The following is a 20,196-nucleotide window of genomic DNA, read 5'->3' as shown; positions in this document are numbered from 1 at the left end:
TGACACCGGTGGTTAACAAAGAGTCACCGATCGGCCACACCTGCTCGTAAAAGGCGCAAAGCGTGACCGACGGTTCATTGACGCCGGGGCGAAGGCATTGAATCATCGCGCATATTTCAGGTGCTGCGATGTTAGAGATCGGTATTTTCTGCGTAATCCTTTTGGCTGCCGGCTATTGGGCGGCCATGTATGTCATGGGGCGCCATGACGACGTCATCCACGGCAAGTTCGTGCACAGCGAGGATGAGGGCCCGCTCGTGCGAGTTCCGATGCCGACACCTCCGCCGCGCTTTCCCAATCGTGCGGCCAAGGCGGCCGAGCCCACCAGCATGACGCCCGCGAATGATGCTGCAGCTCGGTCTGTGACCAGCGAAGCGCTGCAATCCTTGCTCGCCGCGATCCAGCAGGATCTCAAGAGCGTCGCCTGAGAGGCGAGGCGCGCGCTTAATGCTCGCCGCCCATCTGGGCGAAGAGTTCTTCGATATCGACCTGGCCCGCCGCACGGACGTGGCGCACTTCGAAGCTGTCAGGGGCGAAACGGTACGCGACGAGGCCCGTCTCCTTGATCGCGATCCGGTCCTGGCGCGCGTCGTTGATCTTGAAGCCGGCCGAGGGCGCCCAGACGTGCCGCGTGTGGCGGAACGTGAAGTCGCGACGTTGGTGCACGTGACCGCTGGCGATCAGCCGCAGATCGACGCGCGCAAACATCTCGATCAGCCGTGCGCGTGCCGGCTGCGGCACGTAGCGGATCGAGGTCTCCGGCGTTTCGGGATCGTCGGGCAGGTTGAGAAACACCGGCTTGTGCAGGAACAGCGCGACCGGCCTGCCATTGACCTTCGCGATTTCCGAGGCCAGCCAGTCGAACTGCTCGGCCTCGAACGCCAGGCCTGAATTCATCACCAGCGAGTTGAGCCCGATGAAGCGCCAGCCGGCGGCATCGAACGACCAATGGTCCTCGCCGATGATGTCGCGGAATTGCTGGCGGTGGACTTCCGCGATCGGCGGCTTCGGCGCCGGCCCGAGTGCGGTCGGGTTGTCGCCGATGTCGTGATTACCCGGCAGATAGCGACAGTCGACGGGCAGAGCTTCATGCAGGCTCTTGGCAAACGCCACATCGTCGCGGCTGGTGGGACCGTCGAAGGACACATCGCCGGTGTTGATGACGAGATCGGGCCTGTCAGCGTCGATGTGCTCGCTGACCGCCTGGAAGTTCGCAATGAGGCCGGGGAAGCGCCGGCCGAGATGCGTGTCGGAAATCTGGGTGATGCGAAAATCTGACATGCGCAAAGTATCGCGCGGTCAAACGTCGGAACGATGACGCGCGCGTGCAATCTGTGATCGAACAAAGTTTAAAGCACGCGATACCCGCCATGGCCGACATCCAGATGCCGCCGTCGGCGGATTCGGTCCAAAGGCCGGACAGGGTGTTCATGGTGCTCTCTTGGCGATCTCGCGCCTTGTGGGCCTGCAATGGGCCAAAATCGCTCTAATGATCGGCAGTTGGTCGCCGCATCGGGAACGCCGGTTCAACTCGTCGATTGTCAGCGCCAGAAGTCGCGGCTAATGACGGTCTGCGGCACGCCGCCTCACGGGAAAGTTCCGATGTCCGTCCAAATGGTTTTGTTGCCGGTCTTCGTGCAGATCGGGCTCACCTTCGCGCTCCTGCTCGGTATGGTGTTCGGGCGCCGGAATGCGCTGGTTTCGGGCGACACCAAGATCCGCGACATTGCGCTGGGCGAGCCGAACTGGCCGAAAGGCGCCACGCAGATCGCCAATTGCTACCGCAACCAGTTCGAGCTGCCGGTGCTGTTCTACGCCCTGATCGCGCTGGCGCTGCCGCTCCGCCATGCCGATCTCTTCATCGTGCTGATGTCCTGGGTGTTCGTGGTGACGCGCTTTGCCCATGCCGGCGTGTTCGTGACCTCGAACGATCTCGGCCGGCGCTCGTCGATCTGGCTCGCCGGCGTGCTGGTGCTGCTGGCGATGTGGATCTACTTCGCACTGAAGATTTTGTTGCTGATCTGAAAGATTCAAATGACTCCCGCTGCCCGGCTGTCCGCAGCCATTGAACTGATTGACACCATCGAAAAGGACCGGGTGCCCGCGGCGAAAGCGCTGAAGGAGTGGGGCACCGCGCACCGCTTTGCCGGCTCCGGCGACCGTGCCGCCATTGCCGGCCTCGTCTGGGACGTGCTGCGCCGTTACGCCTCGAGCGCATTCCTGATGGATTCCGATACCGCCCGGGCGCGCCTGATCGGCATGCTCCGCCTCGAGCGGAGCATGGACACGGCCACCATGACGGCGCTGTTCGACGGCAGCCGGTTTGCACCCGAGCCGCTGACGGAGGCGGAGCAGGCAGCGCTCAGCCATCGCTCGCTGAAAGATGCGCCCGCCGCGATCGCCGGCGACTATCCGGAATGGCTCGATTCTCACCTGGCCAGGGTATTCGGTGACGACCGCGTCGCCGAGGCGGTGGCGATGGCGAGCCGGGCGCCGCTCGACCTGCGCGTCAACACGCTAAAATCCAGCCGCGACAAGGTGCTGAAGGCGCTTGCTCATCTTCATGCGAAACCGACGCATTGGTCGCCAAATGGCCTGCGCATCGCGCTTTTGGCCGATGCACGCAATCCCGGCATCGCGGCCGAAGAGGATTTCATCAAGGGCGGCGTTGAAGTGCAGGATGAAGGATCGCAGCTTGCGGCCCTCCTCACCGCGGCAAAACCGGGCGAGCAGGTGATCGATCTCTGCGCCGGCGCCGGCGGCAAGACGCTGGCGCTCGCAGCTCAGATGCAGGGCAAGGGACGGCTGATCGCGACCGACAGCGACAAGCGCCAGCTTGTGCCCATTCACGAGCGCCTGTCGCGCGCCGGCGTCCACAACGCCGATGTCCGCACGCCCAAGGGCGAGGCCGATCCGCTGGCCGACATCCGCGCCTCCGCCGATCTCGTCGTCATCGACGCGCCCTGCACGGGAACCGGAACCTGGCGCCGCAATCCCGACGCCAAATGGCGCATGCGTCCGGGTGCGCTGGAGATCCGCCTGCGCGACCAGACAGAGGTGCTGGAGCGTGCCGCGCCGCTGGTGCAGGACGGCGGCCGCATCGCCTACATCACCTGCTCGGTTCTCCCAGAGGAGAACGGCGAGCAGGTGAGGGCCTTTGTCGCGCGCCATCCGGAGTTCGCAGTGGTGTCGCCGGAGCAGACCGCGAGCGTGCTCTGGGACAAGGCCGAGGAATTTGCGCAAGCCGCGCTGCGGTCGGACGAGGGCTGGCTCATGACCCCGCGCCGCACGGGGACGGATGGGTTTTTCGTCTCGGTGCTGAAAAAGGTGGGCTGAACCCCAAACAAAAACCCCGCGAACCGGAGTCCCGGTCGCGGGGTCTTTTGAACTCTACGATCTGCCGGTACGTCCGTGGTCAGATCGCGAATTGCGCGGTCAACTAGCCGGCGCGGAGGTTGTCGGCCGAGGACTTGCCGCTGCGGCGGTCCGCAACGATGTCGAACGAAACCTTCTGGCCCTCATTGAGGGTGCTCAGACCAGCGCGTTCAACAGCGCTGATGTGAACGAAGACGTCCTTCTGGCCGTCATCCGGCTGGATGAAGCCGAAGCCCTTTTGGTTGTTGAACCACTTCACGGTGCCCATTGCCATAGTCATTTCCTTTCAATTGACGATGCACTCAGGGGGACAAATGCGCAATATTTGCGCCCACGTCCCGATTGGTCGATTTTGGAGAAATACCTGAAACGTGCTCGCCCATTGAAGTGAGACGGAGCGGCCCAGTCGTTCGGCCAAGGATCGATGCTGTCGAATATATCGATTTATTGGGGCAAGTTCAAGGCACCACGCGCTGACAGCGAGGGCAGCGAACTTTGCTATTTTGCGCTGCAAAACGCGGGTCGAGGGGTCCGTCAATCCACGATAAACAGCGTCGCGCCCACCGCCGTCGAGGAGCGATGCGCGGCGTCGCCAAAATCCGAGACCTGGTAGCTCATCCCCGCAATGAGCTTGAATGTGCGCCCGTCGCGCAGGTCGCTGTCGAGCTCGCCCGCGAGCACATAGAGCACGTGCCCGCGGTCGCACCAGTGATCAGCGAGATAGCCCGGCGAATACTCGACCATCCGCACCCGGAGATCGCCGATGTTGAGCGTCCGCCACAGCGCGTGCCCGGTCTCGCCGGGATGCGTGGTGGCCTCGACCTTGCTCCAGTCGGTGACGGTGAAGGGCGAGGTGGGGAGCTTCATGATGGGGGTCCTGTCGTTGAGCAATGCTGCGTGGGGTATGCTCTTAGCAACAAACTCCGTCATTGCGAGGAGCCCTTGCGACGAAGCAATCCAGACTGCCGCCGCGGAGGGATTCTGGATTGCTTCGCTTCGCTCGCAATGACGGGGAGAGAGCAACGTCAATGCGGCAGATGGTTCGCCGATCCCTGCACGATCAGCCCCGCATCATTCACCCGCAGATATTCGCAGATGCGCTTGCCCCGCTCGTTCTCGTAAAACACCACCACGCTGTCCGGGCTGACGAATACGTCGATCAAGGAGAAGTGCAGGTTCGGGATCAGCCCGAGCGCCTTGCCCCAATACGCCCGCAGCGCATCCTTGCCGCGCACGGTGCCGCTGGCATCGAACCCCATCGCCGGAATGCGATCCGAGGTCATCACTGTCGCGTCGTCGTAAAGCGTCAGCACGCGCTCGAGATCGCGGGCATTCCAGGCCTCGACCCACGTGCGGCCCAGCGCGGCAAGCGTTGATGGTTGATGGAGCTGTGACATGGCAATCTCCCTGATTGGCCCCTGTTTGGTGGATGGGGTAAATTAGGTCAATAATACTGACATATATCCATTTGTCCATGCCCAAAGAAGGATGTGGGCGCGCGGTCCGCGCGGTTGCGGGGAGGGCGTGTGTCGCGTATTTGCTTGCCATGACAGCAGCACAGAACGACCGCTCCGCGCCGGCGCCGACCGTGGCCTCGGCGCACGACAAGATTCTCATCGTCGACTTCGGCAGCCAGGTGACGCAGCTGATCGCGCGTCGCGTGCGTGAGGACGGCGTCTATTGCGAGATCGTCCCGTTCAACAAGGCTGAAGAAGCCTTCAAGGAGATGAAGCCGAAAGCGGTGATTCTCTCCGGCGGCCCGGAGTCGGTGCATGAAGCCGGCTCCCCCCGCGCGCCGCAGCTGATCTTCGCCTCCGGCGTGCCTGTGCTCGGCATCTGCTACGGCCAGATGACCATGGCGGCCCAGCTCGGCGGCACCGTCGAGGGCGGCCATCATCGCGAGTTCGGCCGCGCCGACGTCGAGGTCAAGACCGAGAGCAAGCTTTTCGAGGACGTCTGGTCATCAGGCAGCAAGAACCAGGTCTGGATGAGCCACGGCGACCGCATCACCAAGATGCCGCCGGGCTTCTCAGTGGCCGGCACCTCGCCGAATGCGCCCTTCGCGATCATCCAGGACGAGAAGCGCAAGTACTACGGCCTGATGTTCCACCCAGAAGTCGTGCACACGCCCGACGGCGCGAAGCTGATCCGCAACTTCGTGCGCAAGATCGCCGGCCTCTCCGGCGACTGGACCATGCGCGCCTTCCGCGAGGAAGAGATCGCAAAAATCCGCGCGCAGGTCGGCAAGGGCAAGGTGATCTGCGGCCTTTCCGGCGGGGTCGATTCCGCGGTTGCGGCCGTGCTGATTCATGAAGCCATCGGCGACCAGCTGACGTGCGTGTTCGTCGATCACGGCATGCTCCGCCTTGATGAGGCCAAGACCGTCGTCGACCTGTTCCGTCACCACTACAACATCCCGCTCGTGCACGTGGATGCGTCGAAGCAGTTTTTGGGCGAGCTCGAAGGCGTCACCGATCCCGAGACAAAGCGCAAGACCATCGGCCGTCTCTTCATCGAGGTGTTCGAGCAGGAAGCCAAGAAGATCGGCGGCGCCGACTTCCTGGCGCAAGGCACGCTCTACCCCGACGTGATCGAGAGCGTCTCCTTCACCGGCGGTCCCTCGGTGACGATCAAGTCGCACCACAATGTCGGCGGTCTGCCTGAGCGCATGAACATGAAGCTCGTCGAGCCCCTGCGCGAGCTGTTCAAGGACGAGGTGCGCAAGCTCGGCCGCGAGCTCGGCCTCCCCGAAATCTTCGTCGGCCGCCACCCGTTCCCGGGCCCCGGCCTCGCCATCCGCTGCCCCGGCGACATCACCCGCGACAAGCTCGACATCCTGCGCCAGGCCGACGCCGTCTACATCGACCAGATCCGCAAGCACGGCCTCTACGACGACATCTGGCAGGCCTTTGCCGTGTTGCTCCCCGTCAAGACCGTCGGCGTCATGGGCGACGGCCGCACCTACGACTACGTCGTGGGCCTCCGCGCCGTCACCTCAACCGACGGCATGACCGCGGACTTCTACCAGTTCGACATGAAGTTTCTCGGCGAGACCGCCACACGCATCATCAACGAGGTGAAGGGCGTGAACCGGGTGGTGTACGACGTGACGAGTAAGCCGCCTGGGACGATTGAGTGGGAGTAGGGGCTGCTCTCTAGGTTTTTTTTCACTGGTCGTTACTTCCCGGAGAGGCGGCGCGGCATAGATCATGGCTTTTGGGGTCTTCATCCATCGATCGGATTCGATTTACGATGACAGCCCCGCTGAACAATATCAGTTTCCTAGTCAATATCTCCGCCGAGTTGAGGCGTGCGTTGGCGATTGGATAATCTACTATGAACCAAGCAAGGTCGCCGAGACGCGCGGCTACTTTGCGATTGCGCGGGTTCAGCAGGTTATTCCCGATCGCGCCACTTCGGGGATGTATCTCGCTCTGATTGAGCCCGGAAGTTATCTCGATTTTGCCAATCCGGTCTCCTTCAATGGGCCAACTGGTCCTGTGGAACGTGGCGTCCTGAACGAGCAGGGGCGAATTTCAGGACGCGCTCAATCGGCCGTCCGTCCAGTTTCTTCGGACGATTTCGATCGAATATGCGGACTTGGTCTCGCGGACAATACGCCTCTACTACCGCGACGCGATGATGATGTCCCGCCGCTCGATCTCAACGAGAAGCAGAAGCCTTTCATCTTCGAGCACCATCGTGACCGCGTTAGCTTGACGCTCTCGAGAGTTTTGCGCGACCGGGTCTTCCGCCGCATTGTGCTACGCGCCTACGATGAGCGTTGTGCCATCACGGGGCTAAAGCTCGTCAACGGAATGGGACGTGCGGAAGTCGCCGCCGCTCACATTAGGCCAGTTGAGGCAAACGGACCTGACATCATTAGCAATGGCATTGCTCTTTCCGGCACCGCGCATTGGATGTTCGATCGAGGTCTAATCGGCCTGGCCGACAATTTGGAGATATTAATCTCGCGCCAGACAAACGATTCGGATGGAGTGCGGTCGATCATCAATAAGAGCGGCCATGCACTTCCGCCGCACCGATTATCAGATCGCCCACACCCGCATTTTCTAAAGTGGCACCGCGAGCATTGCTTCAAGCAATAGGCGAGGCAGGCTTACCCCTGTTCGAACGTGATCTGATGTCCGTGGTTGCAGGTTCCTTGATATACGGCGAAATCTCAGGTATGACTACAGTAGTCATATAGGTGTCTCATGCGCGAAATCCAACTTCGTGACGCGAAGGCCAACCTCTCCGCGGTCGTCGATGAAGCCATCGACGGCAAGCCTGCGGTGATCACGCGTCACGGCAAGAAACAGGCGGTGGTCTTGAGCTACGACGAGTGGCGCCGGCTCTCGCAGGTCCCGAGCTTTGGGCGTCTGTTGACGGCGGCTCCCGTGAAAGCGGGCGATTTGCCGGCGCGCAATCGGTCCAGGCTGCGCAAGACCGACTTCTGAAGCGTGTACCTCGTCGATACCAATGTCATTTCTGCGGCCTCGCCGAACCGGCTGGCTCCGGCGGCGATGGTCGAATGGATGGATGCACAATCCGCCTCCCTGTTCTTGTCTGTCGTGACCATTGCGGAGGTCGAGGACGGAATAGCCAAGCTGCGCCGCGAGAAAGCCACGCGCAGGAGCAAGGATCTGGCCCAATGGCTTGAGGCTGTGTTGCATCTCTATGGCGACCGAATTCTGACGTTCGACACACAGGCGGCGCGGCTCGCGGGGGAGCTATCGGACCGGGCCCGCGGGCAGGGGCATGCGCCCGGATTTGCGGACATCATCATTGCTGCGACAGCACGCCAGCATGTGCTGACGGTCCTGTCGCGTAACGTCAGACACTTCAAGCCACTCGGTGTGCCGGTGCTCGATCCCTTTGTTGATTTGCCGAGGTCCTGATTGTTGCGCAGGTGGCAATCAATGGTGGGGCACGCACAACGCCCACAGCGCCTTCATGGCGCGCGGCGTTCACGGCCAGGGCATCTACATCGATCCAAAAGCCGAAATGGTGATCGCGCGTTACGCCTCGCACCCCGTCGCGGGCAACGCCGCCAACGATCCCGTGACACTGCCGGCGTATATGGCGTTGGCGAAGGCGCTGATGGCGGGGGGATAGGGAGGGTGCGTAGGGCTTGCCGTTGATTACATATAGGTGTATGTAAATGGCTATGAGCCACATCAGCATCCGCGATTTGCAGAAGATTTCCGGCGAGGCGATCGGTGCGTTGCCCGGTCCCACGCCGGTCAAGTCGGGTGAGCGGACAGTCGGCCTGCTCATCCCTCTTAAGGCGACCGATCCGGATCGGCTTGCTGCGGTACTGGCGCGGGCCGAGAGGCTTGCGAAAGGCCGCGACGTCGCCGCGGACAACGCGGCGCTCGCTGAATTTGGCGACGTCGATCCGGTCGATTGGTCCGTCTCGGCCGTGAAAGCGCTCACAGCCAAGTCCAAATCAAACCCGAAGGCATGAGACGGCCGTCGACCACAATCGTCATCGATGCGGCCATTCTGATCGCCGCCGTTCGTGGCCGAAGCTCCGGCGCACTCCTGCAAGCTGCCGAAAGCTCGGTTCTGGTGACGACGGACCGAGTTATGCAGGAGGCGCGCCGGCGCATCACGCTCGGATTGCGGCGTCCGGAGCTGATCGAGGTGCTCGACGATCTGGCCGAATTACTCACGATCGTTCCCGTCGCCGCATTGGCGCCCATGCTTGACCGATGCGGGGAGACGCTTCGTGACGCCGTGCCGAGTCGCAACGGAGCCGAACGCGACGCGCATGTGCTGGCACTCGCCTGGAGCGTCGATGCTGACGTTTGGACGACCGACCGCGACTTTGCCGGAACGGGTGTGGCGACGTGGTCGACGCCGAATTTCATGCGCGCACTTGTGGAGATCGACTAGCGTTTTTGTAGCCCGGATGGAGCGCAGCGCAATCCGGGAACAGACCAACCGTTTCGCGCAGCTGCTTGTGTGGCATGAATCCCGGATTACGCTGCGCTCCATCCGGGCTACGGATCCCTGCCAAACCGCAAGATCGGTCGAGCGTCTAGTGCCCATCATCGCCTAACTGAAGCCGCCACGGAGGAGGGACGATGACGGCGGCGTTGCAAAACTATCAGGACCGGATGCGGCGGGTGCTGGATCATATCGACCGGCATCTCGACGCGGATCTGGACCTGGACAGCTTAAGCGCTGTTGCGGCCTTCTCGAAGTTTCACTTCCATCGGCAGTTCACGGCGACCTTCGGGTTGTCCGTGCATCGCTATGTCCAGCTCGCCCGGATGAAGCGCGCTTCATACCGGCTGGCCTACGTGGACGCGCAAAGCGTCACGGACATCGCGATGGATGCCGGTTACGAGGCGCCGGATGCCTTCGCCCGCGCCTTTCGGCAACGGTTCGGGCAATCGCCGTCGTCGTTCCAAAAGTCTCCCGATTGGGAGCCGTGGCTTGCGGCCTTCGGGCCTTTAGACAATGCGAGGAGCAAGCTCATGAAGACAAGTTTTGCCAGTGACGACGTGACGATCCGCGACGTGCCGACCACACGGGTGGCGATCATGGAGCATCGGGGGAGCCCTGCGACGCTCGGCGCCACCATCCAGCGCTTCATCGCCTGGCGTAAGGCGGCCAACCTGCACCCCAGCACAAGCCCGACCTTCAACGTCTGGCGTTCCGAGCGGCGGCCCGCGCAGCCAGCCGATTACAGCGCGGACCTCTGTGTCGGTACCGATCAGCCGATCGCGGCCAATGACGAAGCGATGAAGGCCGGCGAGATCCCCGGCGGACGCTGCGCCGTGCTGCGCGTCGTCGGCTACACCGACAATCTGGAGCCCGCCGCGCTCTATCTCTATCGCGACTGGCTTCCCGCCAGCGGCGAGGAGGCCCGCGATTTCCCGATCTATTGCCAGCGGCTGAGCTTCTTTCCGGAAGTGCCGGAGCACGAGGCCGTGGTGGAGCTGTTTCTGCCGTTGAAATAGCTGCTCGGAGGGCGGCCTGTCCCTTCGCCCTCGTGCGTCAGGTGGGTCGGAGGACCCTCATGGTGAGGAGCGCGGAACGCGCGTCTCGAACCATGAAGGCCCGGATCGCGCCCGTGGCCATCCTTCGAGACGACCGCTGCGCGGTCTCCTCAGGATGAGGAGAATAATGCCATTCCAGGAGAACTAACTCGCTCTAGCCCCGCGCCATCTTCTCGAACCGCTTCACCAGCCGCTCGCGCTTCAGCCGCGACAGCCGCTGGATCCAGAACAGGCCGTCGAGCTGGTCGATCTCGTGTTGATGGCAGACAGCGCGCAACCCGTCGGACTCCTCGCTTTGCGTCTTGCCGTCGAGATCCTGATAGCTGATCCGCACGCGCGCGTGGCGCTGGACGTCGTCGTTGACGCCGGGCATCGAGACGCTGCCTTCCTTGTGCAAAATCATTTCCGGCGAGGCCCATTCGATCTCGGGATTGACGTAGGTCTGCGGGGCTCTGGCGTCGAGCTCGAGCACGACGACGCGCAAGGGCACGCCAACATGCGACGCCGTGATGCCGATGCCGGGCGCGGCGCGCATGGTCTCCAGCAGATCGTTCGCAAGCTCGCGCAAGCCGCCGTCGAAGGCGGTGACGGGGCGGGCGCGCATGGCGAGCCGGCGGTCGGGATAGCGGACGATTGGGCGAATAGTCATGTGCGGCTCCTACCACTCACGGGGGAGTGAAGCACTGGTCCTTGACGCCCTACCAACTGGAAGGTAGTTAACTTCCATGACCAACGCTTCCTCGACCGCCGACGATATCCTGGCCTGCGCCCGCACGCTGATCATCGCGGGCGGCTACAACGGCTTCAGCTACGCCGACGTGGCCGAAGTCGTCGGCATTCGCAAGCCGAGCATCCACCACCACTTCGCCAGCAAGGTCGACCTCGTCCGTACTCTGGTGTCCCACTATCGCGAAGAGGCCGTAGCCGGACTGTCGGCGCTCGAGCGCAATATCGATGACCCGCGCGAGCAGCTCAAAAGCTATGTCGGGTATTGGGAGGCGTGCATCACGGACGCGAGCGTTCCTTTCTGCGTCTGCGCGCTTCTTGCGAGCGAGCTTCCGATCTTGCCGGAGGAGGTGGCGCTCGAAGTCCGGGCCCACTTCCGTTCGCTGGCCTCTTGGCTGACGTCGGTAATGGAGCGCGGCAAGCGGAAGGGGCGGTTCAAATTCTCCGGCGCAGCCCGGGTCGAGGCTGAAGGATTCATGGCGACCATTCACGGCGCGATGCTGTCGGCGCGCGCTTATGGCGATCCCAAAATGTTCGGTGTGATCACCGCACCGCTGCTGGATCGGCTGTCCGCGAAGCACTGAGATATCGGCGAGATGACAACGGCACCCACAGGCATCGGGGTGAACGCATCCTGCTGTGCGAAGGCTACCAACTATTAGGTAAGGAGAGAAGGCGATGACTCACTATCAGATGGATCTCGTTCTTGACGATCGCGAGCAATGGCTCAAACAATACTACTTCCTCCGCGGGGCGTTCTCCGTCGTCTGGGTCGCTGCCGCGTTTGCCGTCGCGCCGTCATCTGCGGCGATCGCCGGCGCCTTGCTCGTGCTCTATCCGGCATGGGACGCCGCAGCCAATTTCCTCGACGCCTTGCGCAGCGGAGGCCTCAGTCAAAACCGCACGCAGGCACTGAACGTCGTAGTCAGTCTCGCGACATCAGTCGCCGTCATCGTCGCCTTGCAAGCGAGCATGAACGGGGTGCTCGGCGTGTTCGGCGCATGGGCGATTCTCTCAGGCTTGCTCCAACTGGGGACGGCGATCCGGCGCTGGAAAAGTTTTGGCGCGCAATGGGCCATGGTGCTCAGCGGTGGTCAGTCGGCACTCGCGGGCGGGTTCTTCATTTTTCAGGCCACGATGCCCGCAGTCCCATCCATCGCGAATGTCGCGGGCTATGCCGGCGTCGGTGCGCTCTACTTCCTGGTCTCGGCGCTTTGGCTCACCGTCAGCGAGTGGCGTCAGCGCGCCAAGCGGGTCTGAAGCAGCATCATTTGCGGCACGCTGACGACCGGATGCAGGGCAATCGCATATGGCAGTTTGCGCGATCGCGGCGCGCGCCTCGTCCTTCGAGACGACCGCTTCGCGCTCTCCTCAGGATGAGGCTAAGTGACATCGGTGCTGGTCGAAACGACGGCCGCGCACTCGGTCCTCATCCTGAGGGCCCGCCAACGGCGGGCGTCTCGAAGGATGGCTATGGGGGGAATCGCTCCCATATGCGATTGCCCTGCGACCGGATGGCGCCGCGCGATGTCAGCGCTCTGTTCACAACCCGGTTTTAGCCGCTACAAAGGTTCAGACGAAGCGGCTATGCTCCACGCTGGTAAATCGCTGTGGATACAGCCGCACGTGCTATCTGAAGTTCTCAATCGCAAAGACATCACCAGTTACTTCAGCCGAGCTGCGATGGAGAAGGCGCACGTCTATCAGGCGGAGCGCCGGGTCTCCAGACTGGCGGTCAGCGACGACCTGACGCATGTCGGCGCCCAGGTGCGCGGTAGCCAGGGAAACGTCTACAGCGTCGACATCAATTTGAAATTTACGCATGGCGAGCTCGCCGACATCGACGGCGATTGCAATTGTCCGATGGACTTCAATTGCAAGCTCGTCGCGGCGACCCTGCTCGAGGCGATGAGCGACAACGATCCGGTGGAACAGGCGCCGCAAACGGGCGCGCAAACCACCAAGGCGCCTGGTTACGCCGCGCCCCCGGCGCTCTCTCTGGAACTGAACAACTGGATCGATAGTGTCGGCCGCGCGGCGAGGGGAACCGATGATACCGGGGACGAGAGCCAGCGCCTCGTGTACTGCCTGGCCCCGTCGCGCGATGGCAGGCCACGCCTCGCCATAAGCCTGCGCTCGGTCCGGACGCTGAGGAGCGGCGCATTGGCCGACAACTACACCAGTCCGAGCCAATACGAGTTCAAGCCGGAACGAGCGCCAAAGTACTTCCGTGAGATCGACGTCGACCTCGTGACGCAGATCGCGACCCGCTTTCGTGATTACTATACCGAACTCCCGTATCCGGTCGAGCTGTTGCAGCGGATCGTCGCGACTGGCCGGGCATTTTGGCTGGATCACAAGGGCAGGCCGATGAAGTGGGGCGATGCGCGCGATGGCCGCATCGAATGGCGCGAGGCCGGCAAGCGGTCCGTCGCGCCATATCTCGTCGTGCCGGGCGCGGTCGCGCTCAACGCCGAACCGCCGGTTTATGTCGAAGAGGCCGGCGGGCTGATCGGGCCGGTCCGGTTGGGGCTGTCGGCGCGTCTGGCGGGTCAGTTCCTTTCGGCGCCCGCCATTCCCCGCGCGCAAGTCGAGGAGGTGTCACGCCGCCTGAGCCAGAAGCTGCCTGCACTCCATCACGGAATTCTGCCTGCGCCCGCTCCCAACGTGACAGAGATCGACGAGGATCCGAGGCCAATCCTGCGGCTGAAGCTCGGGCGTTTGAACACGAGCTACTACTATTACGCCCGCGACAAGGACCAGCAACGGGGGCCCTTCGCAGTCGCCAGTGTCGGCTTTCGCTACGGCCGGTTCGAGATCGATCCGACCCAAAGGCCGACCCGCGTGGAGCTGTTCGAAGCAGGGCAGGTCTATGCAATCAAAAGGCGGCAGGGCAAGGAGCGGCAGGCGCGTCAACGGCTGGCAGCGGTTGGTTTTGTGGATGCGCGGTCGGCGCACCCGACGCTCGACTTCGACAATGCCATGGACCTGGGGCTCGGCGATCGCGGCAAGTGGTTCGCATTTCTGTCCCTCCATGCCGAGCAATTGCGGATGGAAGGCTTCGATATCCTGATCAGCGACGACTTTCCGTTCCGGCTGGCGGAGTCCTCGGGCGATTTCGACGCGGTGCTGGAGTCCAGCGGTATCGACTGGTTCGAACTGGCGCTCGGCATCGAGATCGACGGCGAGCGGCACGATCTCGCGCCGCATCTGGCCGCGCTGGTGTCGGAACCGGGATTCGCACCCGACCTCGTCAAACAACTCGCCGCGCAGGGCGACCCGTTCTATCTGCCGCTTGCCGACGGCCGGCATCTCGCGTTGGCTGCCGACCGGTTTCTTCCGCTCGTGCTTGCGCTGCATGGCCTTCAGATGACCGGCGCGTTCGCGCATGGCGCGGGAAAGCTCCGGCTGTCGCGCATGGACATCGTTCCGCTGCTCGACGTGGAGAATGAAAAGTTTACGTTTCGGGGCGCCGACAATCTGCGCCATCTCGCCGGCTTAATTCAATCTCGGGGGCTGACCGCTCCGCAGCTGCCTCCGACCTTTCGTGCCACGCTTCGGCCTTATCAGGCGCAGGGCGTCGCGTGGCTCGATCTGCTCCGCGAGAGCGGATTGGGCGGCGTTCTGGCCGACGATATGGGGCTGGGCAAGACCGTGCAGATCCTGGCCCTGATCTCGCTGGAAAAGCAGCGCGGTCGCATGACCGATCCTGTGCTGGTCGTCGCGCCGACCAGCCTGATGACAAACTGGTCCGCCGAAGCGCAAAAGTTTGCACCGGACCTGAAAGTCCTCGTCCTGCATGGGCCGGACCGCAAGGAGAAGTTCGACCTTATCGCCGGACACGATCTGGTTCTGACCACCTATCCGCTGATCGCAAGGGACCGCGAGGTCCTGCTGGAACGCGAATGGCACATGGCCGTGCTGGACGAGGCCCAGACGGTCAAGAATCCCGATGCCGCCACCACGCGATGGCTGCGCGAGACGAAGGCGCGACATCGCTTCTGTCTCACCGGAACGCCGATGGAAAACCACCTTGGCGAACTCTGGTCGATCATGAGCTTCGTTAACCCCGGCTATCTCGGCGACAAGGCTGCCTTCGCGCGCCAATGGCGCACACCGATCGAGAAGCGGGCCGACAAGATGCGGGCCGCGGTGCTGGCGCGGCGCGTCAAGCCGTTCCTGTTGCGCCGGACCAAGGCGGAAGTGGCGACCGAGCTGCCCGCCAAGAGCGAGATCGTCGAGACCATCGTGCTGGAGGGACCGCAACGCGACCTCTACGATTCGATACGGCTGTCGATGTCGCGCAAGGTTCGCGAGGCCATCGCAGAGCGCGGCCTGGCAAAGAGCCATATCGTGGTTCTCGAAGCTCTGCTCCGGATGCGGCAGGCATGTTGCGATCCGGCGCTGCTCAAGCTCGATGACGGGGTCGAACGGCCGTCGGCCAAGCTCGATCGCCTGATCGAGATGGTGCGGGAACTGGCGAGCGAGGGACGAAAGATCATCGTGTTCTCGCAGTTCACCTCCATGCTCGATCTGATCAGGCGGCCCCTCGACGAGGATGGCTTGCGCTACAGCATGCTCACCGGCAAGACCAAGGATCGCAAGACAGCGATCGAAGCATTCCAGAACGGTTCGGCGCAGGTCTTCCTGATCAGCCTGAAGGCGGGCGGCGTGGGCCTCAACCTGACAGCAGCCGATACTGTCGTCATCTTCGATCCCTGGTGGAATCCCGCCGTCGAGGAACAGGCGATCGATCGGGCCTATCGGATCGGACAGGACAAGGCCGTATTCGTCTACAGGCTGGTCGCCGCCGGCACGATCGAGGAAAAGATGGACGAGCTCAAGGCGCGAAAGCGCGCGCTCGCCGATGGCCTGTTCGACCGTGAAGGCGGGATCGGGTCGGCCCTCACGGAGAGCGACGTGAATGCCCTGTTCGACGCGTAGCCCGGCGCGGAGCGGCAGGCGCTTCGGGACGATGCGATCGTGGATGCGGGATGATGACATCATGCAGGTGTTTTGCCCGACGTGTCAAATCGCGGTGTGACATCGTGAGTGACCGGCGTTGCAACTCACCGGTGCCGTAAGTCATTGATCCCGCTGCGGCCGGCTACTGTGCATGGGGTTGTTTTCGACATCTTGTTGGTGGTCACCGCCGCAAAAATTTGCGCTAAGCTGTCGGCCCCCACGGTTCCCATTCGTCTTCCACCCAGACAGACCTGACGGGAGACAACAATGAATGCTTCCTCTTATCGCTGGGTAATCGTCGCCGCCGGCGGCTTGCTCGGCTGCGTCGCGATCGGCGGCATGTTTTCGCTGCCGGTGTTCCTGCAGCCGATCGCAAAAGACACCGGCTGGTCCGTGACCGGCATCTCAAGCGCGATGACGATCGGCTTCCTGGCGATGGCCTTCACCAGCATGGCGTGGGGCACGCTGACGGATAAATTTGGTCCGCTGCCGGTGGTGCTGACCGGATCGATCGTGCTGGCGCTGAGCCTGTTCGCCGCAAGCCATGCGACCTCGCTGATCGCGTTTCAGTTCGTCTTCGGCCTGCTGGTCGGCGCCTCCTGCGCGGCGATCTTCGCGCCGATGATGGCGACCGTCACGGGCTGGTTCGACACCCATCGCAGCCTCGCCGTGTCGCTGGTGTCGGCCGGCATGGGCGTGGCGCCGATGACGATGGCGCCGCTCGCGGCCTGGCTGGTGTCCCATCATGACTGGCGCACCGCGATGCAGATCATCGCGCTGGTCGTCGCCGTCATCATGATCCCGGTCGCGCTGCTGGTGCGCCGGCCGCCAGCGCTGGCGCATCCGCCGGTCGCGGCAGCCGGCCAAGGCGGGCCGCGGAACGAGATGTCGGTGGGCGAAGCGCTGCGCTCGCCGCAATTCATCATCCTGCTCGCCACCAATTTCTTCTGCTGCGCCACCCATTCCGGCCCGATCATCCACACCGTCAGCTATGCCGTGAGTTGCGGTATCCCGCTGATCGCGGCGGTGACGATCTATAGCGTCGAGGGATTGGCCGGTCTCGGCGGCCGCATCGCCTTCGGCCTGATGGGTGACCGTCTCGGCGCCAAGCGCGTGCTGGTCTCGGGCCTGCTCGCGCAAGCCTTCGGCGCGCTCGCTTATGTCTTCGCCCACGAGCTCACGACCTTCTACATGGTGGCGACGGTCTTCGGCTTCATCTATGCCGGCACCATGCCGCTCTATGCGGTGATCATCCGCGAAAACTTTCCGCTCAAGATGATGGGCACCGTGATCGGCGGCACCGCCATGGCCGGCAGCCTCGGCATGGCGACGGGCCCGCTCGCCGGCGGCCTGATCTACGATGCGTTCTCCAGCTACGCCTGGCTCTATATCGGCTCCTGGGCGATGGGCCTCGGCGCATTCCTGATGGCGATGACGTTCAGGCCGTTCCCGAAGCCGCAAGCCGAGCCCGCGCCGGTGGCGGCGTGACGAGGTCTACGACCGGATCTGTTTTTCGAAGAACAGATCCGGATAGGGATCGTCGTTGAACCGCGGGATCTCGCGCCAGCCGGTGGTGCGGTAGAGCTGGCCGGCCTCCGGCAGCGCGCTGTTGGTGTCAAGCCGCAACAGTGCGATGCCGAGCCTACGCGCGGCATCCTCGGCAGCATCCATCAGGCGCTTGCCGAGCCGCATTCCGCGTGCGGAGGGCGCAACCCAAAGCCGCTTGATCTCGGCATAGCCGTGATCGGTGCCCTTCAGGCCGATGCAGCCGATCGGCAGTGTGTCCGACATCGCGACGATGAAGCCGCCGCGCGGCCGGCGCATGTCCTTGGCATCAGGATCGCGCGACAGCGAGACGTCGAAGCCCTGTTTGAAACGGCGGCCAAGTTCGGCGTAATATTCCCTTAGGCAATAGCGCGCCTCGTCGCTGCGCGGATCCATCTCGGCGAGCGCGATACGGTCGCGCGTCAGCGCGGAGGCGATCAGATCCATCGCCGCGAGCAGCGCCTCGGCTTGCGAATTGCGGGCGAGAAAGCCCTCGGCCTGCTTATTCGACAGCGCCTCGTAGGCCGCGTATTCGCGCCTGCCCGCGCGCGTCAGGCTGACTACACGGCGCCGCGCATCATCCTCATGCGCGTGCGTCTCGATCAGGCCTTCATCTTCCAGGCTGCGCAACAGCCGGCTCATCAATCCGGAATCGAGGTTGAGATAGTCGCGGACCTCGCCCACATCCGAGCGACCCTGTCCGATCGCATTGAGCACACGCGCCGCCCCGAGCGGCCGCCCGCGGCCGAGGAACGATGTATCGAGCGCACCGACGGCGGACGTCACGGCACGGTTGAAGCGGCGGACGCGGGAGATGGGATTCAGCATTGTCTGACGGTAGTCAGATATAAATCTGTCGTCAATCGCCTCCGGATTTTGCCTGTCCGTACTTCGCCCGGCACGTCGCGGGGACGCTCGACGGCGAGGAGTATTATCGACGCTGCGTCGCGATCCTGGCGGATGTCGGTTGGATCGGCCCCATGTCCGGCGGGCGAAGCTCTAGTCTAGCCTGAGCTCCTTGCGAGCCTTCCGCGTCAGCTTGGTCACGATGAGAGCATGAGCCTGTGCGAGATAGGCCGTGAGCTCGGCATCCGGCAGTGCATTGTTGCTGACGAGCTGCACCCATTTGGCCCGCGCGAGATAGGGCGCGGGCCGCGCCAGGCCGTGCTCGATCAGCATGGCGTAGGCAATGTTCGAGACCTTGAACAAGTAGCCGCCGGAGCCGGCCGTGAAGCCGCCGCTCAGCGCGAACATCTTGCCGCCAACCTTGAACACAGAGGTGCCTTCCCACTGCACCACCTTGGTGGCAGCGGGCAGGCGCAGGCAGCGGGTTTCGAAGGTTCTGGGAGTCATGGCGCGTTCGAGAACCAGGCTGGTGTGATGGCGCATCGCGCGCCGATATTCAAGCATATGCGGTCGTTGCTGGTTGATCTTGCGAGCGAACGACTACAAGGATCATCCCGAGCTTGATGAGTTCGACAAGCTCGTCGTCGAATATTCGATCGCGGTCACCAACAACTGGGACAGGTCGCGCGACGAGATCTTTGCCCGCCTGAGCACGCACTTTTCGGAAGCCCAGATCGTCGAGCTGACTTGGCACATCGCGCTCCGCGGCGCCTTCAACCGCTTCAACGACATCCTCCAGCTTGAGGTCGAGCAGGCCGTCCCGCACGGCGAGGCTGCCGAGTAGCGGCCGGCGGCGGGCGCGCAGCAATCGATCACAGACCCGTGAGTTGCATCGAGGATATCTCAAATTATATCGTACGATATGTTTTGAGAAAGGACGTAAGATATGTTCGGCAAACACCGAGACCACAGAGACTTCCACTTTGGGCACTTCGCCCACTTCGCCCACTTCGCCATGGGCCGACATGGCGGGCGGCATCGCTTCGGCCGCGGCGGGCATGGCTTTTTCGGGCGCGGCGGCGACGATCTTCCCGGTGCGCGGCGGCTGTCGTCGCAGGACCTTCAGCTCGTAATCCTGGCACTGCTCGCCGAAAAGGCCGCGCATGGCTACGAGCTGATCAAGATCATCGAGGAGCGTTCGGAAGGATTTTATACGCCGAGCCCGGGCGTGATCTATCCGGCGCTGACTTATCTCGAAGAGGTCGGCCACGCGAGCGTCGCGCAGGACGGCGGCAGAAAACTCTACAGCCTCACGCCGCAAGGCGAGGCGCATCTTGCCGAGCAGCGCGGGACGGCTGATGCGATCCTCCAGGCGCTGTCGCGGATCGGACGCCGCATGGACGAGGTGCGCGAGGCCTTTGCCGGCGTCAGCGATCTCGATGCCGATGCCTCCGACGAGATGCATCGCGCCCGTCACAATCTCAAGCGCGCGCTACGTTCCAAGCACGGCAGCGATTCTGCCGAGGCGCGTCGCATCGCCGGAATTCTGGAGCGTGCGGCCGCGGAAATCCTCGGCAAGTGACTGACGCAAGTGACGCAAGGAAAGCAAGACATGACCGATCGGCCGCACAGCCCGATTCAGGATCCGCGCGTGAACGCGGTGATCGCGCGCCTGCAGGGCGCGCGGTAGCGGCCTTCCGGCGGCGGACCGCGCAGCTCTTTCAAC

Annotated in this window: 23 protein-coding genes and 1 pseudogene; 17 read left to right on the top strand and 7 right to left on the bottom strand. The window is 63.2% G+C overall.

Features of this window, described 5'->3' with window-relative positions; genetic code table 11:
- Positions 1-128 precede the first annotated feature (128 nt).
- Positions 129-428, top strand: a complete 300-nt coding sequence (locus ABIA96_RS10030) for a hypothetical protein (protein WP_354136872.1) — start codon at positions 129-131, stop codon at positions 426-428.
- A 16-nt stretch (positions 429-444) separates the two neighbouring features.
- Here ABIA96_RS10030 and ABIA96_RS10025 read toward each other — a convergent pair whose 3' ends face one another.
- Positions 445-1,281, bottom strand: coding sequence for a metallophosphoesterase family protein (locus ABIA96_RS10025; protein WP_354136871.1), 837 nt, complete (start codon positions 1,279-1,281; stop codon positions 445-447).
- 321 nt (positions 1,282-1,602) lie between these two features.
- Here ABIA96_RS10025 and ABIA96_RS10020 point away from each other — a divergent pair, with 321 nt between their 5' ends.
- Together ABIA96_RS10020 and ABIA96_RS10015 are read left to right on the top strand one after the other, a co-directional pair.
- Positions 1,603-2,025: an MAPEG family protein gene (locus ABIA96_RS10020; RefSeq protein WP_354136870.1), complete on the top strand. Its 423-nt coding sequence runs from the start codon at positions 1,603-1,605 to the stop codon at positions 2,023-2,025.
- A 9-nt stretch (positions 2,026-2,034) separates the two neighbouring features.
- Complete coding sequence (locus ABIA96_RS10015) at positions 2,035-3,336, top strand: RsmB/NOP family class I SAM-dependent RNA methyltransferase (RefSeq protein ID WP_354136869.1); 1,302 nt, start codon at positions 2,035-2,037, stop codon at positions 3,334-3,336.
- Positions 3,337-3,439: 103 nt separating this feature from the next.
- Here ABIA96_RS10015 and ABIA96_RS10010 read toward each other — a convergent pair whose 3' ends face one another.
- The 3 genes from ABIA96_RS10010 to ABIA96_RS10000 form a co-directional block, all read right to left on the bottom strand.
- Positions 3,440-3,649: a cold-shock protein gene (locus ABIA96_RS10010; RefSeq protein WP_148749473.1), complete on the bottom strand. Its 210-nt coding sequence runs from the start codon at positions 3,647-3,649 to the stop codon at positions 3,440-3,442.
- A gap of 260 nt (positions 3,650-3,909) precedes the next feature.
- Positions 3,910-4,242: a DHCW motif cupin fold protein gene (locus ABIA96_RS10005; RefSeq protein ID WP_354136868.1), complete on the bottom strand. Its 333-nt coding sequence runs from the start codon at positions 4,240-4,242 to the stop codon at positions 3,910-3,912.
- 158 nt (positions 4,243-4,400) lie between these two features.
- Positions 4,401-4,772: a nuclear transport factor 2 family protein gene (locus tag ABIA96_RS10000; RefSeq protein ID WP_354136867.1), complete on the bottom strand. Its 372-nt coding sequence runs from the start codon at positions 4,770-4,772 to the stop codon at positions 4,401-4,403.
- Positions 4,773-4,921: 149 nt separating this feature from the next.
- Here ABIA96_RS10000 and guaA point away from each other — a divergent pair, with 149 nt between their 5' ends.
- The 8 genes and pseudogenes from guaA to ABIA96_RS09960 all read left to right on the top strand — a co-directional run bounded on the left by guaA (position 4,922) and on the right by ABIA96_RS09960 (position 10,349).
- Positions 4,922-6,520 carry a glutamine-hydrolyzing GMP synthase gene (gene guaA / locus ABIA96_RS09995; protein ID WP_354136866.1) on the top strand — a complete coding sequence of 533 codons (1,599 nt, stop codon included), beginning with the start codon at positions 4,922-4,924 and terminating at the stop codon, positions 6,518-6,520.
- Between the two features lie 64 nt (positions 6,521-6,584).
- The gene (locus ABIA96_RS09990; RefSeq protein ID WP_354136865.1) at positions 6,585-7,484 is read left to right on the top strand and encodes an HNH endonuclease; all 900 of its coding nucleotides are present in this window, start codon (positions 6,585-6,587) and stop codon (positions 7,482-7,484) included.
- Positions 7,485-7,592: 108 nt separating this feature from the next.
- A complete protein-coding gene (locus ABIA96_RS09985; protein ID WP_354136864.1) occupies positions 7,593-7,835 on the top strand; it encodes a type II toxin-antitoxin system Phd/YefM family antitoxin in 243 nt (80 codons plus the stop codon).
- A gap of 3 nt (positions 7,836-7,838) precedes the next feature.
- Positions 7,839-8,276, top strand: a complete 438-nt coding sequence (locus ABIA96_RS09980; protein ID WP_354136863.1) for a type II toxin-antitoxin system VapC family toxin — start codon at positions 7,839-7,841, stop codon at positions 8,274-8,276.
- A gap of 16 nt (positions 8,277-8,292) precedes the next feature.
- Positions 8,293-8,493, top strand: a pseudogene (locus ABIA96_RS09975) (6-aminohexanoate hydrolase); the annotation flags it as partial.
- 46 nt (positions 8,494-8,539) lie between these two features.
- Positions 8,540-8,845, top strand: coding sequence for a hypothetical protein (locus ABIA96_RS09970; RefSeq protein ID WP_354136862.1), 306 nt, complete (start codon positions 8,540-8,542; stop codon positions 8,843-8,845).
- Entirely contained in the window at positions 8,785-9,276 is a 492-nt protein-coding gene (locus tag ABIA96_RS09965; RefSeq protein ID WP_354136861.1) for a PIN domain-containing protein, read from the top strand. Before ABIA96_RS09970 ends, ABIA96_RS09965 begins: the two co-directional genes overlap by 61 nt.
- Positions 9,277-9,467: 191 nt before the next feature.
- The gene (locus ABIA96_RS09960) at positions 9,468-10,349 is read left to right on the top strand and encodes an AraC family transcriptional regulator (protein ID WP_354136860.1); all 882 of its coding nucleotides are present in this window, start codon (positions 9,468-9,470) and stop codon (positions 10,347-10,349) included.
- 193 nt (positions 10,350-10,542) lie between these two features.
- Here the strand turns inward: ABIA96_RS09960 and ABIA96_RS09955 are convergent, their stop codons facing one another.
- Positions 10,543-11,037 carry a peptide deformylase gene (locus ABIA96_RS09955; protein WP_354136859.1) on the bottom strand — a complete coding sequence of 165 codons (495 nt, stop codon included), beginning with the start codon at positions 11,035-11,037 and terminating at the stop codon, positions 10,543-10,545.
- Between the two features lie 76 nt (positions 11,038-11,113).
- Here ABIA96_RS09955 and ABIA96_RS09950 point away from each other — a divergent pair, with 76 nt between their 5' ends.
- From ABIA96_RS09950 to ABIA96_RS09935, 4 genes are all read left to right on the top strand, one after another.
- Positions 11,114-11,698, top strand: a complete 585-nt coding sequence (locus ABIA96_RS09950) for a TetR/AcrR family transcriptional regulator (protein WP_354136858.1) — start codon at positions 11,114-11,116, stop codon at positions 11,696-11,698.
- Between the two features lie 94 nt (positions 11,699-11,792).
- On the top strand, positions 11,793-12,374 hold the full coding sequence (locus ABIA96_RS09945; protein ID WP_354136857.1) for a DUF308 domain-containing protein: 582 nt from the start codon (positions 11,793-11,795) through the stop codon (positions 12,372-12,374).
- 366 nt (positions 12,375-12,740) lie between these two features.
- A complete protein-coding gene (locus tag ABIA96_RS09940; RefSeq protein WP_354136856.1) occupies positions 12,741-16,058 on the top strand; it encodes a DEAD/DEAH box helicase in 3,318 nt (1,105 codons plus the stop codon).
- Positions 16,059-16,346: 288 nt separating this feature from the next.
- The gene (locus tag ABIA96_RS09935; RefSeq protein ID WP_354136855.1) at positions 16,347-17,567 is read left to right on the top strand and encodes an MFS transporter; all 1,221 of its coding nucleotides are present in this window, start codon (positions 16,347-16,349) and stop codon (positions 17,565-17,567) included.
- A 6-nt stretch (positions 17,568-17,573) separates the two neighbouring features.
- On the opposite strand, the gene ABIA96_RS09930 is transcribed toward ABIA96_RS09935, so the two are convergent.
- Both ABIA96_RS09930 and ABIA96_RS09920 read right to left on the bottom strand, forming a co-directional pair.
- On the bottom strand, positions 17,574-18,452 hold the full coding sequence (locus ABIA96_RS09930) for a bifunctional helix-turn-helix transcriptional regulator/GNAT family N-acetyltransferase (RefSeq protein WP_354136854.1): 879 nt from the start codon (positions 18,450-18,452) through the stop codon (positions 17,574-17,576).
- A 171-nt stretch (positions 18,453-18,623) separates the two neighbouring features.
- A complete protein-coding gene (locus tag ABIA96_RS09920) occupies positions 18,624-18,977 on the bottom strand; it encodes an MmcQ/YjbR family DNA-binding protein (RefSeq protein WP_354136853.1) in 354 nt (117 codons plus the stop codon).
- 73 nt (positions 18,978-19,050) lie between these two features.
- Here ABIA96_RS09920 and ABIA96_RS09915 point away from each other — a divergent pair, with 73 nt between their 5' ends.
- The gene (locus ABIA96_RS09915; RefSeq protein WP_354136852.1) at positions 19,051-19,314 is read left to right on the top strand and encodes a carboxymuconolactone decarboxylase family protein; all 264 of its coding nucleotides are present in this window, start codon (positions 19,051-19,053) and stop codon (positions 19,312-19,314) included.
- A 102-nt stretch (positions 19,315-19,416) separates the two neighbouring features.
- Entirely contained in the window at positions 19,417-20,052 is a 636-nt protein-coding gene (locus ABIA96_RS09910; RefSeq protein WP_354136851.1) for a PadR family transcriptional regulator, read from the top strand.
- Positions 20,053-20,196: the final 144 nt, after the last annotated feature.

The organism is Bradyrhizobium sp. LB11.1 (assembly GCF_040549385.1).
Classification (GTDB): domain Bacteria; phylum Pseudomonadota; class Alphaproteobacteria; order Rhizobiales; family Xanthobacteraceae; genus Bradyrhizobium.
The sequence above is the reverse complement of the archived record's forward strand: the minus strand, read 5'-3'. Positions and strand labels throughout refer to the sequence as shown.